Below are 18103 nucleotides of genomic sequence, written 5' to 3' on the forward strand. Positions count from 1 at the left end.
CAATTGAGCGTGCAAAGATATAAAAAAATGTATTTATACAATCTTTTATCTTAAAAAAAGTGTTTATTAAATATTTACCTTACCAATAAAGGGTTTTTGGTTAATTCTTTATATTCTTCCCTTACTTTAAACACCTGTATAGCAGTAAATAATGCCTCTTCAAATGAAGATGAACTTGCTAAATTCTTACCTGCAATATCAAAACCTGTTCCGTGATCTGGAGAAGTTCTGATTTTATTTAACCCTGCTGTAAAGTTAACTCCATTTCCAAAAGACAACGCTTTGAAAGGAGCTAAACCTTGATCGTGATATGTTGCTAAAACACCATCGAATTGCTTATAGGTTTCAGAACCAAAAAATCCATCTGCAGCATAAGGGCCAAAAACTAATTTTCCTGTTTCTTTTATCTCTGCAATAGTTGGTCTTATAATCTCATCATCTTCTTCACCTATAACACCTTTATCTCCACAATGTGGGTTTAATGATAAAACAGCAATCTTAGGTTTGTCTATACCAAAATCTTGTTTTAAAGAAGTATACATTGTTTCTACCTTTTCTTTAATTAAAGTTGGCGTTATGGTTTCTGCAACTTTAGAAATAGGAATATGACCTGTAATTAAACCAATTCTTAGTTTATCAGTCATTAATATCATTAAACTTTTTCCTTCTAAGTTAGCTTCTAAATATTCTGTATGCCCAGGAAAATCAAAATCTTCAGACTGAATATTTTCTTTGTTTATTGGAGCTGTTAACAGTACATTTATAGATCCTTCTTTTAAATGTTTTACAGCAGAAGCTAATGATTTTGCAGCATATTCTCCAGAAACCTTTGTAGATTTTCCTAATTCTATAGGCACATCTTCTTTCCAAATATTTAAAACATTAATTTTTGAATGATTTATTTGGTTTATTGAAGTTATTCCATGAACATTTACCTCTAAACCTAATGCTTTCTTATGATAAGAAACCACTTTTGTTGCCCCAAATAAAACAGGAGTACAAAAATCTAACATTCTTTTATCTTGAAAGGTTTTTAGAATAACCTCAATTCCTATTCCGTTTAAATCCCCAATTGAAATTCCAACTATTATTTTATCAGATTTATCCATAGTAACTCTTCTAATATTGCTATTTTTGACAAGTACAAAAGTAACCAAATTTTACTGATATGTTTACCGGAATTATAGAAACCCTTGGAGTTGTTAAAAACATTGTTAAAGAACAAGATAATATTCATTTAACTATTAAAAGCTCAATTACCAACGAACTTAAAATAGATCAAAGTGTTGCTCATAACGGAGTTTGTTTAACCGTTATTGCCATAAATAATGACGAATATACAGTAACAGCCATTAAAGAAACCATAGAAAAAACCAATATTGGTTTTTTAAATGCTTTTGAAAACGTAAACTTAGAAAGAGCAATGAAATTAGGTGATCGATTAGATGGTCATATTGTACAAGGTCATGTAGATGAAACTGGAATCTGCAAAAGTATCAAAGATGATAATGGAAGTACTCTATATACTTTCACCTATAATTCTGCAAAAAATAATATTACAATAGAAAAAGGTTCAATAACGGTAAATGGAGTTAGTTTAACCGTTGTTAACTCTAAAGACAATGAATTCAGTGTAGCCATTATACCCTACACCAAAGAAAACACTACTTTTAAAAACTTAAAAGTAAATGAAATTGTTAATTTAGAATTTGATGTTATTGGTAAATACGTAAGCAAACTGACAAAGAAATAAATTTATTTCTTAATCTTCTTTATTCCATAAACTAAACCTGAAATTAACAAGAATACCAAACCCTTACTAATTGGTAAGCCTGGTGGTGGTGGTGGTGGTCCTGCTGGCGGGGGATGAACCTGCCCGTTTGTTGCATAAGCACACAATAACAAGACGATAAAAAGTGTGTAAAAAAAAGTTTTCTTCATTTTATCTCCCCAGATTAAAATTTTGAAATATTATACTATTAGTGTAAATGTATGTTTTTTTTAAATAAAAACCTATACTAAAAAGTAGTGGTCCCACTTGGGCTCGAACCAAGGACCCTCTGATTATGAGTCAGATGCTCTAACCAACTGAGCTATGGGACCAAATAAATTGGCTGCAAATGTACTATTTATTTTAAATATTCTATAATTTATTTAAAAAAAATAACTACACCGATCTATTCATTAACCATAAACCAAAATCTTTTAAATTTTGTTTGCTAACTTTATCAATATTCATTTTCGATAAAGTTTCAAACGATTTATCAGTATAGTATTGGATTTGCTCCTTAATTAAGTTAGGAATATTATTCAATTCAAAAATCTTTTTTACCTCACTAATTTTTGTTGAATTTTCTTCTAATTTTTGATGATAATAAAACGCTAGCTTCTGTTTGTCATCTGAATTTGCAACCATTAAGGCTTTTAAATACAAAAACGTTTTTTTATTTTCTATAATATCACCTCCTACTTGCTTTCCAAAAGTTTTAGGATTTCCAAAAGTATCTAAATAATCATCTTGTAATTGAAAAGCTAAACCTAAATTTAATCCAAAATCATAAATTAAATTTGCATTTTCTTCGTTAGTTTCTGCCACAATTGCTCCCATTTTTAATGCTGCAGCTACCAAAACAGACGTTTTTAAACGAATCATATTAATGTATTCATCAATAGTTACATCATTTCTAACTTCAAAATCAACATCTAATTGCTGTCCATCACAAACTTCTAAAGCCGTTTTACTAAATAACTTTGCTAGTTTTTGAAATACAATTGGCTCATAATTTTCAAAATATTGATATGCTAAAATCAACATTGCATCACCAGAAAGAATCCCTGTATTTAAATTCCATTTTTCATGAACAGTTTCCTTACCCCTTCTAAGAGGAGCATCATCCATAATATCATCATGAATTAATGTGAAATTATGAAAAACTTCAACTGCCAAAGCTGCTGGCATCGCTTTTTTATAATCTTTAGAAAAAATATCTGCAGCCATTAAGGTTAAAATAGGACGCATTCTTTTTCCTCCTAATTGAATTATATAATCTATAGGTTCATATAAATTCTTAGGCTCTTTTATCCATTGTTTTGATTCTAAGTATTGTAGAAAATCTTTTTGATAATGTATAATATCCAAATCTAAAATTTTTTGTAAAAATAATGTAAAGATTATTCTCTTTTATAAGTAAAGATTAAAAAATTATTAAAACTTTGGAAACTATTTTTGTTTCTAAAGTTTCCATTCGTACATTTGCACTCGAATTATGAAAGATAAAATATTAGAAAAATCAAATGAGCTCTTTATAAACCTAGGTTTTAAGAGTGTTACAATGGATGAAATCGCCAGTTCTTTAGGAGTGTCAAAAAAAACTATTTATAAGTTTTTTAAGAATAAAACCGAGCTTGTGGATGCTGTAACAAATAATATGTTCAACACAATTTGCTATGGAATTGATGGTATTTGTGAATTAAAAATGGATCCAATTGATGAATTGTTCTCTATAAAGAGGTTAATTATGGAGAGTTTAAAAGACGAAAAATCTTCACCACAATATCAACTTCAAAAATATTATCCTAAAATTTATGCATCCTTAAAGCAGAAACAGTTTCTTGTTATGAAAGATTGTGTCATCACTAATTTAAAAAATGGTATTGAAAAAGGGTTATATAGAGAAACCATAGATTTAGAATTTATATCTAGAATTTATTTTAACGGAATGATAGGTATAAAAGACAAAGATTTATTTCCGCTAAAAAATTACTCTATGAATACTTTAATGACTTACTATTTAGAATATCATTTACGAGGAATTTGTACTGAAAAAGGAATCCAAAAACTAGAAAATCAATTAAAATAGAAATAAAAACCAAATGAAAAAAATAATTCTGATATGTATGAGTAGTTGTTTTTTCTTAGTTAGCAACGCACAAGAAAAAACGATGACTTTTTCTCTAAAAGAAGCTATAAACTTTGCTATTGAACATAGTTATAATACAAAAGTATCTAAAAACGATATCAAATCTGCAAACGAGAAAGTTTGGGAAACAACCACAATTGGTTTGCCACAAATAGACGGTAAACTGGATTATGCAAACTGGCTAAAGCAACAAGTTAACTTAATTGACATTAATGGAGACGGAACCGAAGAAGAACTCGTTTTTGGAACCAAACAAAGTGTTAATGCTTTTGTTACCTTACGTCAACTATTATTTGATGGCTCATATTTAGTAGGCTTACAAGCTTCAAAAACATATTTAAAAATATCTAAACAAGCCAATGAAAAAACAGAGCTCTTAACAAGAGAAGCCGTTATAAATGCTTACGGAAATGTTTTAGTTGCGGAAAATAGTATCACTATTTTAGAAGGAAATATAAAAATTCTGAAAAAAAATTTAAATGATGCTACAAAAATTTACGAAAACGGATTTAATGAAGAAGAAGATGTAGAACAATTAGAAATTACTTTAGGAAACCTAAACAGTCAAATAAACAGTGTAAAAAGAATGAAAGATATTGCATACAAAATGCTAAATCTTGCCTTAGGAAATCCAATTGAAACAAAACTAATATTAACAGATTCCTTAGATTCTTTAGCAGAAAGCAATATCAACTTAGAATTGGTTACAAAAGAATTTAGTTTTTCAAATCACATCGATTTTAAAATTGCAGAAAACGATAGGGAATCTAAACGTTTATTAATGAGATTAGAACAAAGTAAGGCTTTACCAAGTTTATCCGCTTTTGTAAATTATGGATATTCTGGATTCTCTAATACTTTTTCATTTTTTGATAACAACCAGAAATGGTTTGCATCATCTCAATTAGGTGTAAGTTTAAACATCCCTATTTTTAGTAGCTTAGGAAGAAGCTCTAAAACTGCACAAGCAAAAATTGCTTTAGAAACAGCAGATATTCGAATAGAAGAAACCAAACAACGTTTAAACTTATTAGCAGAAAAAGCAAAAAGTGATTATCAATTAAGTATAGAAAACTACAATACTGCAAAGAAAAATGTTGGGCTAGCAGAAAGAATAGAAAAAAAACAACGTATTAAATTCTTTGAAGGTATTTCAACAAGTTTCGAACTATTACAAGCTCAAAATCAACTTTACTCACAACAACAAAATTACATCCAGTCTATGTTAGATGTAATTGCTAAAAAAGCAACCTTAGAAAACGCATTAAACCTACCAATCAAATAAATATCAGGCATGAACAAAATATATTCATTATTAGTAATCACATTTGTTTTTATTTCTTGTGGAGAAAAAAAAGCAACATCTATAGAAGATTTAATTACCAAAGGATCTTTAAAAGAATTAACAGCTAAAAAGAAAGAAATCACTAGTAATTTAGAAGCTATAAATACAGATTTAGCAGCTATAAACAATGCTATTTCAAAAAAAGACACTATAAAAAAACTTCCTTTAATTACAACCATTACTGCAAAAGAAGAAATTTTTAAACACTATTTAGAAATTCAAGGAAATGTAAAAACAAAACAAAACATTTTAATATATCCAGAAATGCCTGGAATTTTAAAGAAAATTTATGTAAAAGAAGGACAATCTGTAACTAAGGGGCAACTATTAGCAACTATTGATGATGGAGGATTAAGCAATCAAGTTGCTCAACTAGAAGCAACAACACAATTAGCTAAAACAACCTACGAACGTCAAAAACGTTTATGGGAGCAAAAAATAGGTTCAGAAATTCAATTTTTACAAACAAAAACAAGTTACGAATCTCAAAGAAACCTTTTAAAACAACTTAAAAGTCAACAAGCTAAAGCATCTATAAGAGCTCCTTTTTCTGGAGTTATAGATGATGTTATTAAAGAAGTTGGTACTGTTATTGCTCCCGGACAAGGTTCTGAAGTTTTTAGAATTGTAAACCTAAACAACATGTATGTAGAGGCAGAAATACCAGAAAGATACATCACAAGTGTTCAGAAAAACAAAGATGTAAAAATAGAATTTCCAGTACTTGGAACAAGTGTTAACAGCACAATAAGACAAGTTGGTAGTTTTATCAACCCTAATAATAGATCTTTTAAAATTGAGGTTCCTGTGGCAAATAAAAACGGAAATGTAAAACCCAATTTAACTGCCAAACTTCAAATTAACGATTACACAGATACGAAAGCAATTTTGATTCCTCAAAGTATTATTTCTGAAAATGCTAATGGAGAACAATTTGTTTACGCTATTAAAGACAAAAATGCTAATAACGAAGCCATTGCAGAAAGAGTAATTATTAAGACAGGAAAAACTCAAGGAAACTTTATAGAAGTTTTAGACAACCTACCTGTTGGCACAGAAATTATTAAAGAAGGTGCACGTAGTGTAAACAATGGACAAACAGTAAAAGTTATCAATAAATAAAAATATTAATGATGACAGATCAAAAAAAGAAAGTTGATAAAGAGTTTAAATTATCCTCTTGGGCAATACATAATAAAACAACCATTTATGTACTAATGGCTGTGTTATTTTTCTATGGTATTTCTGCTTACTTAAGTATGGCCAGAGAAAATTTTCCAGAGGTAAAGGAAACTAAAATATACATCAGTACAGTTTTCCCTGGAAATACAGCAGAAGATATAGAAAAACTGATTACAGACCCTTTAGAAGATGAAGTAAAAACAATCAGTAATGTGGTAGAAGTTACTTCAACATCTCAAGAAGACTATTCTATGGTAATTGTTGAGTTTGATGAGAAAATTTCTGTAGAACTCGCCAAACAAAAAATTAAAGACGAAATAGCTACAGAAACTTCTAGTGAAGATTGGCCAACATTTAATGGTGCTAAAATAGAACCTAATGTGTTCGATTTAAGTATGTCAGAAGAAATGCCGATTTTAAACATAAATATTTCTGGTGATTATCCTGTTTATAAACTAAAAGAATTTGGCGAATACTTACAAGATGAAATAGAAGATTTATCTGAAATTAAAAAAGTAGACATTCGAGGTGCACAAGAAAAAGAAGTTGAAGTTGCGGTAGATATTTATAAAATGATGGCTGCAAAAGTTAGTTTTAACGACATAACTTCTGCCATTAGCAACGGAAACGTAACCATGTCTGCCGGTAATTTTATTACTAGTGGACAAAGAAGAACTGTTAGAATTATTGGTGAAATTGATAAACCAAAAGCTTTAGAAGATTTTGTAATAAAATCAGAATTCAACAATCCAATTTATTTAAAAGATGTAGCTACCGTTGCTTTTAAAGACAAAGACAAAACAACTTACGCAAGAGAAAAAGGAAATGCAGTTGTTATGTTAGATGTTAAAAAAAGAGCTGGAGAAAACATGGTTGCAGCTTCAGAAAAAATACAAGCAATTGTAGACGAAGCTATAGCTAACCATTTCCCTAAAGATTTAAAAATCACCATTACAAATGATCAATCTTCTAAAACGATTGGTCAAGTAGATGACCTTGTAAACAACATTATTTTTGGAGTTATCTTAGTGGTTACCGTATTAATGTTTTTCTTAGGTTTTAAAAATGCAGTCTTTGTTGGATTTGCAATACCAATGTCTATGTTTATGTCTTTAATGATTTTAAACTTACTTGGCTATACCATGAACACCATGATTCTTTTCGGATTAATTATGGGGTTAGGAATGCTGGTTGATAACGGAATTGTTGTCGTAGAAAACGTATATCGTTTGATGGATGAAGAAGGAATGAGCAGAATTGAAGCCGCCAAAAAAGGTATCAGCGAAATTGCCTTTCCTATTATTATTTCTACAGCTACCACTGTAGCCGCATTTATTCCTTTAGGTCTTTGGCCAGGTGTAATGGGAGATTTTATGGTATTATTACCCATAACTTTATCTACCGTTTTAGGTTCTTCTTTATTAGTTGCAATCTTCTTTAACTCTGTTTTGGTTTCTCAATTTATGAGTGTAGAAGATATTGACATGCCTATCAAAAAAATAATCATCCTAACAAGTATAATGACAGTAATAGGAATTATTGTTTTATTAACTGGTGGTGCTTATAGTGCACTTGGAACTATAATGATCTTTACCGCAATTATGTTGTGGATTTATAGATTGTTTTTAAGAGGTTGGGCAAATAGTTTTCAAAACAAAATACTACCAATATTAGAACGTTGGTATGAAAATAGTTTAAGAAAGGCACTAACTGGAAAAAAACCTTATTTTTTAGTATTAGGTACTAGTGTACTTTTACTTGCTTCTTTTGTTGCTTTTGGGTGGTCTTTAAAAACACAAAGAACCAAAGTAGAGTTTTTCCCAGACAATAAACCAAACCAAATAATTGTATATATCGAATATCCTGAAGGGACAGATATTCAAAAAACAAACTCAATTACAAAACTAATAGAGAAAAAAGTAGCAGACGTTTTATATAGTGATGAATATATGGATGGAGACTACAACTTTATGGTAGAAAGTTTAGTCTCTCAAGTTGGTGAAGGCGCAGGAAACCCTCAAACTGATGGCGGTTCTGCTGCAGAAATGCCACACAAAGGAAAAATTACCGCTTCTATGAGAGAATACAAATATAGAAGAGGTTTAGATAGTGAATTGATGCGTCAGAAGGTACAAACTGCTTTAGTGGGTATTTATCCAGGAGTATTAATCTCTGTAGAAAAAGATGTAAACGGTCCACCTGTTGGTTCACCTATCAATATTGAAATAGAAGGTGATGATTATGCAGAATTAATTCACACAGCCCAAAGAATGCGAGATTTCATCAACACAAAAAGCATTTCGGGTATTGATGAATTAAAAATTGATGTAAATAGAGACAAGCCAGGAATGGAGGTTTTGGTTGATAGAAAAAAAGCAGGAGAGTTAGGTGTAAGTACAGGTCAAGTAGGACAACAATTGAGAGCTTCCATTTTTGGAAACAAAGCAGGTGTTTATAAAGAAAACGGAGAAGATTACGATATTTATGTTCGTTTTAATAAAGAAGACCGATATAATAAAAGTGCTTTGTTTAATCAGAATATTATCTTTAGAGATATGGCTTCTGGTAAAATAAAAGAAATTCCTGTTTCTACAGTGGCAACACAAAAAAACAACTCAGGTTTTAGTGCTATTAAGCACAAAGACGTAAGAAGGGTTGTTACCATTTATTCTGCTTTAGCTCCAGGAGAAACAGATGCAAGTGCTGTTGTTGGAAAAATTCAAAAAGAAATGAAGAGTTTTAAAAATTTACCTAAAGGAATCAAAATTGATTATACAGGGCAAATTGAAGAACAAAACAAACAAATGTTATTTTTAGTAGGAGCCTTTTTTACTGGATTGGCATTAATCTTCTTCATTTTAATTTTCCAATTTAATTCGATTTCTAAACCAGGAATTATAATGCTTGCTATTTTCTTAAGCTTTATTGGAGTCTTTGGCGGATTGGTAATTTCTGGATCATCATTCGTAATTATGATGACCATGATGGGAATTATTTCTCTTGCTGGTATTGTAGTAAATAATGGAGTGGTATTATTAGATTATGCTCAGTTATTAATTGATAGAAAAAAAGAGGCATTAGGATTAAAAGAAAATGAATATTTACAAAAAGAAGAATTATTTGAAGCTATTGTAAACGCTGGTAGAGCACGTTTAAGACCTGTGTTATTAACGGCAATAACAACCATTTTAGGATTAATTCCTTTAGCTATTGGGTTAAATATTAACTTCTTTAGTTTAGTTTCAGAGTTTAATCCACATATCTATTTTGGAGGAGATAATGTTGTTTTCTGGGGGCCTTTAGCTTGGACCGTTATTTATGGATTATTTGTTGCTACATTTTTAACATTAATTGTTGTTCCTATTTTATTTTACTTAGTAACTCTATTTAAAATGTGGTTAAAAACAAAAACTTCTTCTAATAATGAATTAGTTTTGCAAGAAGTACTCAATACAGATCAAATATTAGATGAAAAAAATCAAATCTAACTATTTTAGATTTTAATAAATAAAAGGGTTGAAATTCATATAATTTCAACCCTTTTTGTATTTTCGATTCTATGGTACAAAAGAAGTCTTTTACTGTTGATGAAATTAAACGCAAATTAGAACAATATTGTGTTTATCAAGATAGATGTCATAAAGAAGTAGAACAAAAAATGAGGGAATACAATTTAATTCCCGAAGCAAAAGAACTTATTTTATTAAGTTTAATGAAAGACAACTTTTTAAATGAAGAACGTTTTGCAAAAAGTTTTGCCCGTGGAAAATTTAGAATTAAAAGCTGGGGAAAACAACGCATTGTAAGAGAGTTAAAATTTAGAGATATTTCTACTTACAATATAAAAACAGCACTTAAAGAAATCGATGAAAAAGAATATATATCTACAATTTATAGAATATCCGAAAATAGAAATGAAGTGATTTCTGAACCAAACATCTATAAAAGGAAGAAAAAGCTGATTGATTTTTTAATGCGAAAAGGTTTTGAAAACGGTTTGATTTTTAAAACTGTAAATGATATTATACAAAAAAAGCCTTCATAAACATGAAGGCTTTTTATTTTTATATTGTTATTCTATTCTAGAATTACTTTTCTAACAGCCTGTTTACCATCAACATTAACTTTAATAAAATACAAACCTTTACTCATTAAAGACAAGTCTAAAGAATGTGTATTTTCTTCTATGTTTTTATTAGTTAAAACTGCTTTACCTAAGTAATTATATACAATTACTTCTGCCTTACCAGTAGAAGCCCATGAAAGATTAAAAATACCACTTGATGGATTTGGGTATACTAAGAAGTTATCTTGTAACTCATTATTACTTACAGAAAGTACTGTTCCCTCAATACCAAAATCATCTATAATTACACCTTCTTCACTTTGTGCTTCATCAGCATAAAAATTAAATCTAAAAATTATATTTGTTTCAGAAGTCAATGCTGCTAAATCATAACTATATTCATGCAACTCTGCATTTGTACCTCCTGCAGGATTTGAACTTTCTCCCAAACCAGTCCATTGTTTTCCTGGTAAAGTAGATTGATTTGATGAATTAGTAACGGCAGAACTTGTAAACCAATTTGGCGCCGTAGCATCACCTAAAATAGACCAAGTTTTTCCTGAATCTAAAGAATACTCAAAGGTTAAATAATCCCATTCATTTTCTATATCAAATCCCATTTTAAATTTAATTTTTGGGTTTTCTATAACAGAAAGGTCATAACAGTTTGAATAAAGGTAACTAACTGTATTGTTAGAATAATTCCCTCTTAAACTAGTTCCATACACAAATTCTCCTGAGGAAGCAGTATTTAACAATGTCCCTTCTGGTTTTCCAATTTTCCATGTATCACCAATGCTTACTCCTGTAACTTCTTGTAATAAACTTTGATTTGTATCTTCAAAATCATTAATGGAAATAGGATTTGATGTTGGATCGTTTACTTTAAACGAAGCAGAAATAGCATTATTATCTAAATAGCTATCACCGGTTAGATTCACTGTTACAGCTAAATCAAAATTACCAATATCTAAAGTTTCATCTGGTAATGAAATAGAAGTTGTTTCTAACGAAGCTATAGAGCCAGTCCAATTATAGGTGCTTTGTGCAACACCATTTAAAGAATAATCTATTGCTAAACTAGTAATCGTATTTATCCCTTCATTTTTTACTGTTAACATTGGTGCAACAACATCTCCACAATTAATTACTCCATCTAAATTAACAATGCTTTCTAGTTTTACGTCATTTGATTGTAGTACTCTAGGTAAATCTGAAATAAAGACACCTCTACCAAAAGTTGCTGCATATATTTTTGAATCTAACTCATTTATTTCTAAATCTCTTACCGCAACGTTTGGTAAATTATTATCAAATGTTTGCCATTCTGTTTCATTATCATTAATATAATACACTCCTAAAGCAGTTCCTAAATAAAGTGCATTTGTTCCACTTCTTTTATGGAATTTTAATGTGAATTTTCCTTCAGAAGGAATGTTAGTACCAACGGTTTGAAATGTAGGACTTGCAGAATTGATATTATTAGAAACAAAAACATTACCATTAGTTACTACCCACATTGTATTAGAATCAAATGGGCTTACTTCCATTCCGTTAATTGTTCCATTATTAAAAACAATACTACTAAATGTTAAACCAGCATCGTTTGTCCTGTATAACTGACTACCTTGAGCAAGAAATATATTAGAATCGTTGTTTGGATCTATTTCTAAGTGATCTAAATCTCCTGAAAAACCGAAAGAAGACGTTTGTACCCAACCAGTACTTTCTAGCTTATATAACTTACTATAACCTGCATATAATTTCCCTTTACTATCAGAAATTAAAGGAGTTACCCATTCTCCCCCACTATCTCCAGTACCTGTTTCTGCAGAAGGAGCAGCAATACCATTGTTTCTTGTTAAACCACCATCTGTAGAAGTATACAAACCTCCTCCGTATTGAATAAATCCATGGTATGTATTTGGTGAAGATCTATCTATTGCATTGTCCATTCCATCAGCACCATGATAAACATTCCATCTGTTGTTAGAAAAAGCATACCCTCCATTATCTTGTAACCCACCTACAACATTTCCTGAATTTTGAGCCGAAACAGATATTTTATAAAACTGACTAATTGCCATATTATTGGTTAAATCTGTAAAAGAAGCCCCATCATTTGTAGATTGATAAAAACCACCATCTGTACCAGCTAATAATTTACCTTGACTATATCTTAAAAAATGAATATCTCCATGTGTATATTTAGCATCAGTTGGTGCGTTCCAATAATTAACTTTGGTAAAATTATCTCCTCCACTTGTCGATTTCCAAATATTTAAGCAACCTACAAAAACAGTATTTTCATCTGTATCAGAAACACCTAAAGCTAAATCAAACCAAGCTTGTGTGCTTTCTAGTATATTATCTGTTTCTGCCATTTTAGTGAAACTTACTCCACTATTTGTAGATCTATACAGTCCATTAAATTCTCTCGTAGAACTATTTTTAGAACTCAACACATATACGTAGTTAGCATTAGCAGGAGTAACATCTAAAACCAATCTTCCAGAACCTGTTAAAGTAGGTATAGAAACTGCACTAAATGACTGACCACTATCTGTAGATCTATATACTGTAGTAGGTGATGCACAATACCAAGTAGTAGAGTCTCCTGGTTTCATTTTTAAATCTATAATATTTCCAGATCTAACTTGACTCCAGTTTGTTCCTCCATTGGTCGTTTTATACACTCCTATGCTTGTAGCCACTAATAATGTTTGTGTATTATTTGGAAAAATATAAATTTCATTCATAGAATAATTACTAGCAAGAGGATTAATCGCAGCTGTACTATTCCATGTCGCCCCACCATCTGTAGATTTCCAAACTCCAACCGAGTAAGAATCTGCAGCATCATCATCTCCTGTTGTGATGTATATTGTATCCGAATCCGAAGGATCAATTGCTATTCCAGATACTCCAATTTGTGGTAAATGATCTACTAAAGGAGCCCAAGTGCTTCCTGCATCTATAGATTTCCATATTCCTCCGGCGGGTGCTCCAACATAATATATATTTGGATTATTTGGATCTATTGCAACAGTATTCACCCTACCTTGACCAGAAGACCAAGAAGCCGTGTTAGTATGAGAACTTGGCCCTAAAGATTGCCAATTACTAACATCTGCAGTTGTTCTACCTGTAATGCTGCTTTTTCTGTTGTTTTTTTTCTCCCAAGCATCCCATAAATCTTTTGCTGGCTTAATTACACCTTTTTCGTCAGTATAAAAACTCCAATGGTATTTCCATCTTTCAAATGGTTTTAAACCACTTCCTTTTTTATTTCTATCAATTATTGCAAAAAAAGCTTCTGCAGATTTAGATATTTCTTCTAATGTTAAATTAGATACGCTCTTCCCATCTGCTTTGTCTTTTAATGTCCAAGGAGTATTAATCTGAATTTGTGCTTGTGACACAAAAGAGACAAAGGCTAAAATAAAGGTTATTTTTTTTATCATTTCATTAAAGTATTTAAAAGTATTGAATCATTTTTTTTCTTAACTGCAATTACATCGTTTATATCATCATTAGGTATTGGAACTGATAGTACATAGTGTTTTATTTTCCATGTATCTTTATTTTTTTCTAGAACACCAGAACCTCTACAAGTTCCCATCCAAGTATCTAAAAGTTCATCAAACCAAACAACTTCTTGTAACTTACTTACGTAAATATTACGTTTTAAAGTTTTAAAACTCCAAGCTTTTCCTTTCTCAAAATAAGGTTTGCTGAAATTTTGAAACTGTTTTTTAGTCCAATTTTCTGTGGCATCTGTGCCTATATATACAGAAATGCTATCCATTTTTTCAAAATAGCCATTAAAATCCGCATCTGCAGCAGCTTTGTGCCAATTGTTTAACAACAAATTTACATCAGATTTTATTAACGAAATACTTTTACCGTTAGTTTTCTGTTTATTTTGACTACAATTAAACAGAAAAATTACAAAAATCGTTAAAAAACTATATTTTTTCATTGCTTCTTTTATTAATCTTAGAGAATTTTTTTCGCTTTAAAAGTTCCTCTTTTGAAGCATTTTTCTTTTTTAATATCTTTTCTTCTCTTTTTTTATCTATTGTTATTCTAGAAATACTATCAATTTTTGTAGTATCTAAACCAATATAGTTTATGTTGATATCAATTTCGTCTTCAAAACGTTTTTTAGAAAATACTGCATTTATCTTAGAATTAACTGCAGAAAATGCACTTAATACTTTATCTGTTTGTTTTGTAATCTCTTCTGCTTTTATTGCAGGTATAAAAGTCATGTCTGCCAATCTTAAGGCTTCATTATTTAAAATATCGATCCTTGTATTAAAAGAAGGAGTATCAAAAATTTCTGGTTTTGGATTCTCTTTTAAATTCATAACAAGATCTCTTAACTCTAAAGCATTACTTAAAGCTTCATTGTCAGAAGTTTTTTTGAACCTATCAAAAAACCGATATAAGGTGGTATACTCTTCCCAACTTTCTGTTTCTTTTTTAAATGCAGGAAGAACTTCCTCTATAGGTTTATAATTTCTAATAATACTTAGTTCTGATTTTTTTTCAACACCATTAACTTCTTTTTCTTGTTCTTTTACACAAGAAAAAATAAGCAACACACTAAGAAGAAATAATAGTTTTTTCAAAATAAAATTTTAAGTGGATAAAAATAAGCATTTTATATTCATCTGTAATTTGATTTCACAAAAAAAACCGATTTATCTCCATGTTTTTTTATTGAATAATTATTTTAATCAATTTAATTTACGAATACTTAAATTAAGTAACTTTGTTTTTATTAAAAACTTATTTTTATAAATGAATACTACTATTTTAGTCTTAGGTGCAAGTGGGCAAATAGGTACAGAGCTTACTCAAAAATTACGCCTTATATATAAAAACAATAATGTAATTGCTTCTGATATTAGAGAAGGAAATGAAGAAATGATGTCTTCGGGGCCTTTTGAAATTATAGATGCAACAGACAAGGAAACTATTTTAAAAATTGTTAAAAAATATAATGTTACCCAAGTTTATTTATTAGCGGCAATGTTATCTGCTACAGCAGAAAAATTTCCACAAAAAGCATGGGACTTAAACATGACCTCTTTATTAAGTGTTTTAGACTTAGCAAAAGAAAAACATATTAAACAAGTTTACTGGCCTAGTTCTATTGCTGTATTTGGACCTACAACTCCCAAGAACAATACACCGCAAAAAACGATTATGGAACCTACTACGGTTTACGGAATTAGTAAAATTTCTGGCGAGTTTTGGTGTAATTACTACCACGAAAAATTTGGTGTAGATGTAAGAAGTTTACGTTATCCTGGTATTATCTCTTGGAAAACAAAACCAGGAGGAGGTACAACGGATTACGCTGTTGATATTTATTTTAAAGCTGTTAAAGATAAAAATTACGAATGCTTTTTATCTGAAAACACACGTTTACCAATGATGTATATGAATGATGCTGTTGAAGCAACTATTCGTTTAATGCAAGCTAAACCAGAAGACGTTAAAATTAGAACATCTTATAATTTAGCTGCTATAGATTTTACACCAAAAGAGATTGCTTTAGAAATACAAAAACACATTCCAGATTTTACAATTTCTTACAAATCAGATTTTAGACAAAAAATAGCCGATAGTTGGCCACAATCTATTGATGACTCAGAAGCTAGAAAAGACTGGAACTGGCAACATCAATTTAATTTAGAGTCTATGACAAAAGACATTTTAAAAAGTCTGAACAAACCACAAGAAGAGACCGTGTAAGTTTCATTTTATTATTCGTCTAAAAATTAAAGTTTAGCAACAATTATTATGAAAAACATTATTGAAAAAAGTTTAGAAAACACACTTTCGTATCAAGCTTACAAAGATTTGATTAAAAATTTACTTGCAGAAGGTAAAGCTACAGGACCCAATCAATCTGAAGTATTAACAAATTATAGTTTGTTAAACGACCGTAGAATGAAACGATTGGATAAAACTATAAAAATTTCTGAAGAAACCTCAAAAGAGATTCAATCTATAAAAGAGCCACAAATATGGTTAGTACTTACAGAAGGTTGGTGTGGAGATGCTGCACAAAACTTGCCTGTAATTCATAAAATGGCTGCACTAAATGAAAATATTGAATTAAAAATAGTTTTGAGAGATGAAAATCTAGATTTAATGGATTCTTTTTTAACAAACGGAGGAAGAGCAATTCCAAAATTAATTGCTCTAGATAACAATAATAATGTTATCAATTCTTGGGGCCCAAGACCAACGGTTGCCACAAAAATGGTAGCCGATTACAAAGCAGAACACGGTAGCTTAGATCCACAATTTAAAGAAGATTTACAAGTTTGGTATAATAAAGACAAAGGACAAAGTGTACAAGATGATTTTATAAAACTTCTAAAAAAGAAAACACTTAAAGAAGCCTAAAAACAAAAACGTTTAAAAACCGCAAACTGAATTCTAATTTGCGGTTTTTCTTTTAACTATCTTTGCACAATCAAAATATAAAAATGTTTGTAGATTATAGCTTAATTCCTGATGACGCCAAAGTATGGATTTACCCTTCTAGCAGAAAATTTTATCCAAATGAAGTAGGTGAAGTAGAACAAAAGGTAAAAACTTTTGTAGAAAACTGGAAATCTAATGATGAAGCATTTAAAGCGTCTTTTCAATTTTTATATAATAGATTTATAATTCTGTATGCAGATGACATTACAACTCCACTTAAAAACACAGATATAGATACTTCTGTTTCATTTATTTTAAACCTTCAACAAGAATATAATGTTGAGTTATTAGATAAAATGAATGTATGTTTTAAACAAGGTGAGTTTGTACAGTACAAAGAGTTAAAAGATTTTAAAAAACTACTTAAAAACAAAGCTGTAACTGCAAAAACAATCATTTTTGATAATTTAATTACAACAAAACACGATTTTGATAATTTCTGGGAAGTTGCAATTGAGGATTCTTGGTATAGTAGATTTTTATAAAATTTAGGTTTTTAATCTACTCTATCTAGGTTAAAAAAAAGAAAAACCAACGCCAAATGAAAAACTATCTAATCGATTGTTTTTAAAACCATGAATTCCTTTTCTATGGAAATCAATCCTTATAATAGTATTCCATCTTTTTTCACCAGCAATTTGAGTTCCAATACCAAATCCATAATAGTTTCCATCGGCATATTTAGATGATGGTCTCCACATTTTCCCGTAACTCATTTCAACAAAAAAAGTATCTAAAGCATCTTCAGTTATATTGTATTTGACCGTACCATATGTTGGAAAAGCACTTACTGCATAGTTCCAATGATAATCGAACCCAACATTAAAACTTATAGCTATTCTTTTTTGAAATTCGTAGCCAAAGCCCGTTCTTAAAAACAATGCTGCTGGAGAAAAGAAAGGTTCATCATCTCCAAAAGCCTCATCAAATTCATTTCTGGCTAATGTAAAATTTAGTGAGGATGTAAAAAACGATTTTATATCTTTTTCTTGAGAAGTAACCTTTAACGAACTAAAAGCGATCAATACTAAAAGAAGTAATTTTTTCATAAAATAAATTTAGACTCCCTCCTTTAAAACA

General features: G+C 29.9%; 15 protein-coding genes and 1 tRNA gene. 9 read left to right on the forward strand and 7 right to left on the reverse strand.

Features of this window, described 5'->3' with window-relative positions:
- Positions 1 to 74: 74 nt before the first annotated feature.
- Positions 75 to 1109 carry a 4-hydroxythreonine-4-phosphate dehydrogenase PdxA gene (gene pdxA / locus MC378_RS08770; RefSeq protein WP_242178385.1) on the reverse strand — a complete coding sequence of 345 codons (1035 nt, stop codon included), beginning with the start codon at positions 1107 to 1109 and terminating at the stop codon, positions 75 to 77.
- 59 nt (positions 1110 to 1168) lie between these two features.
- Here pdxA and MC378_RS08775 point away from each other — a divergent pair, with 59 nt between their 5' ends.
- Positions 1169 to 1753 carry a riboflavin synthase gene (locus tag MC378_RS08775; RefSeq protein ID WP_242178386.1) on the forward strand — a complete coding sequence of 195 codons (585 nt, stop codon included), beginning with the start codon at positions 1169 to 1171 and terminating at the stop codon, positions 1751 to 1753.
- Positions 1754 to 2029: 276 nt separating this feature from the next.
- Here MC378_RS08775 and MC378_RS08780 read toward each other — a convergent pair.
- Positions 2030 to 2103 (reverse strand) — tRNA-Ile (locus MC378_RS08780).
- A gap of 64 nt (positions 2104 to 2167) precedes the next feature.
- On the reverse strand, positions 2168 to 3139 hold the full coding sequence (locus MC378_RS08785) for a polyprenyl synthetase family protein (protein ID WP_242178387.1): 972 nt from the start codon (positions 3137 to 3139) through the stop codon (positions 2168 to 2170).
- A 127-nt stretch (positions 3140 to 3266) separates the two neighbouring features.
- Here MC378_RS08785 and MC378_RS08790 point away from each other — a divergent pair, with 127 nt between their 5' ends.
- The 5 genes from MC378_RS08790 (at position 3267) to MC378_RS08810 (ending at position 10492) form a co-directional block, all read left to right on the forward strand.
- A complete protein-coding gene (locus tag MC378_RS08790; protein WP_242178388.1) occupies positions 3267 to 3860 on the forward strand; it encodes a TetR/AcrR family transcriptional regulator in 594 nt (197 codons plus the stop codon).
- Between the two features lie 13 nt (positions 3861 to 3873).
- Entirely contained in the window at positions 3874 to 5205 is a 1332-nt protein-coding gene (locus tag MC378_RS08795; RefSeq protein WP_242178389.1) for a TolC family protein, read from the forward strand.
- Positions 5206 to 5214: 9 nt separating this feature from the next.
- The gene (locus MC378_RS08800) at positions 5215 to 6387 is read left to right on the forward strand and encodes an efflux RND transporter periplasmic adaptor subunit (RefSeq protein ID WP_242178390.1); all 1173 of its coding nucleotides are present in this window, start codon (positions 5215 to 5217) and stop codon (positions 6385 to 6387) included.
- A gap of 11 nt (positions 6388 to 6398) precedes the next feature.
- A complete protein-coding gene (locus MC378_RS08805; RefSeq protein WP_242178391.1) occupies positions 6399 to 9935 on the forward strand; it encodes an efflux RND transporter permease subunit in 3537 nt (1178 codons plus the stop codon).
- Positions 9936 to 10006: 71 nt separating this feature from the next.
- The gene (locus MC378_RS08810; RefSeq protein WP_242178392.1) at positions 10007 to 10492 is read left to right on the forward strand and encodes a regulatory protein RecX; all 486 of its coding nucleotides are present in this window, start codon (positions 10007 to 10009) and stop codon (positions 10490 to 10492) included.
- Positions 10493 to 10524: 32 nt separating this feature from the next.
- Here the strand turns inward: MC378_RS08810 and MC378_RS08815 are convergent, their stop codons facing one another.
- From MC378_RS08815 to MC378_RS08825, 3 genes are read right to left on the reverse strand one after another with little or no spacing between them, the layout of a single operon-like run.
- On the reverse strand, positions 10525 to 13977 hold the full coding sequence (locus MC378_RS08815; protein WP_242178393.1) for a VPS10 domain-containing protein: 3453 nt from the start codon (positions 13975 to 13977) through the stop codon (positions 10525 to 10527).
- Complete coding sequence (locus MC378_RS08820; RefSeq protein ID WP_242178394.1) at positions 13974 to 14495, reverse strand: nuclear transport factor 2 family protein; 522 nt, start codon at positions 14493 to 14495, stop codon at positions 13974 to 13976. Before MC378_RS08820 ends, MC378_RS08815 begins: the two co-directional genes overlap by 4 nt.
- Positions 14482 to 15150: a hypothetical protein gene (locus tag MC378_RS08825; RefSeq protein WP_242178395.1), complete on the reverse strand. Its 669-nt coding sequence runs from the start codon at positions 15148 to 15150 to the stop codon at positions 14482 to 14484. Before MC378_RS08825 ends, MC378_RS08820 begins: the two co-directional genes overlap by 14 nt.
- A 172-nt stretch (positions 15151 to 15322) precedes the next feature.
- On the opposite strand from MC378_RS08825, the gene MC378_RS08830 reads away from it, so the two are divergent.
- From MC378_RS08830 to MC378_RS08840, 3 genes are all read left to right on the forward strand, one after another.
- Positions 15323 to 16282: an NAD-dependent epimerase/dehydratase family protein gene (locus tag MC378_RS08830; protein WP_242178396.1), complete on the forward strand. Its 960-nt coding sequence runs from the start codon at positions 15323 to 15325 to the stop codon at positions 16280 to 16282.
- Positions 16283 to 16330: 48 nt separating this feature from the next.
- Entirely contained in the window at positions 16331 to 16942 is a 612-nt protein-coding gene (locus tag MC378_RS08835; RefSeq protein ID WP_242178397.1) for a thioredoxin family protein, read from the forward strand.
- An 83-nt stretch (positions 16943 to 17025) separates the two neighbouring features.
- The gene (locus MC378_RS08840; protein WP_242178398.1) at positions 17026 to 17508 is read left to right on the forward strand and encodes an ABC transporter ATPase; all 483 of its coding nucleotides are present in this window, start codon (positions 17026 to 17028) and stop codon (positions 17506 to 17508) included.
- Between the two features lie 30 nt (positions 17509 to 17538).
- Here MC378_RS08840 and MC378_RS08845 read toward each other — a convergent pair whose 3' ends face one another.
- Entirely contained in the window at positions 17539 to 18072 is a 534-nt protein-coding gene (locus MC378_RS08845) for a hypothetical protein (RefSeq protein WP_242178399.1), read from the reverse strand.
- Positions 18073 to 18103 lie beyond the last annotated feature (31 nt).

The sequence above is a fragment of the Polaribacter marinus genome, assembly GCF_022662535.1.
GTDB classification, from domain to species: Bacteria; Bacteroidota; Bacteroidia; order Flavobacteriales; family Flavobacteriaceae; genus Polaribacter; species Polaribacter marinus.

Bases quoted from the DNA above. Each gene is read 5' to 3' on its own strand.
- MC378_RS08845 (WP_242178399.1), bottom strand. From the start codon at position 18,072: ATGAAAAAATTACTTCTTTTAGTATTGATCGCTTTTAGTTCGTTAAAG.
- MC378_RS08775 (WP_242178386.1), top strand. From the start codon at position 1,169: ATGTTTACCGGAATTATAGAAACCCTTGGAGTTGTTAAAAACATTGTT.
- MC378_RS08795 (WP_242178389.1), top strand. From the start codon at position 3,874: ATGAAAAAAATAATTCTGATATGTATGAGTAGTTGTTTTTTCTTAGTT.
- MC378_RS08835 (WP_242178397.1), top strand. From the start codon at position 16,331: ATGAAAAACATTATTGAAAAAAGTTTAGAAAACACACTTTCGTATCAA.
- MC378_RS08805 (WP_242178391.1), top strand. From the start codon at position 6,399: ATGACAGATCAAAAAAAGAAAGTTGATAAAGAGTTTAAATTATCCTCT.
- MC378_RS08790 (WP_242178388.1), top strand. From the start codon at position 3,267: ATGAAAGATAAAATATTAGAAAAATCAAATGAGCTCTTTATAAACCTA.
- MC378_RS08820 (WP_242178394.1), bottom strand. From the start codon at position 14,495: ATGAAAAAATATAGTTTTTTAACGATTTTTGTAATTTTTCTGTTTAAT.
- pdxA (WP_242178385.1), bottom strand. From the start codon at position 1,109: ATGGATAAATCTGATAAAATAATAGTTGGAATTTCAATTGGGGATTTA.
- MC378_RS08800 (WP_242178390.1), top strand. From the start codon at position 5,215: ATGAACAAAATATATTCATTATTAGTAATCACATTTGTTTTTATTTCT.
- MC378_RS08830 (WP_242178396.1), top strand. From the start codon at position 15,323: ATGAATACTACTATTTTAGTCTTAGGTGCAAGTGGGCAAATAGGTACA.
- MC378_RS08840 (WP_242178398.1), top strand. From the start codon at position 17,026: ATGTTTGTAGATTATAGCTTAATTCCTGATGACGCCAAAGTATGGATT.
- MC378_RS08810 (WP_242178392.1), top strand. From the start codon at position 10,007: ATGGTACAAAAGAAGTCTTTTACTGTTGATGAAATTAAACGCAAATTA.
- MC378_RS08815 (WP_242178393.1), bottom strand. From the start codon at position 13,977: ATGATAAAAAAAATAACCTTTATTTTAGCCTTTGTCTCTTTTGTGTCA.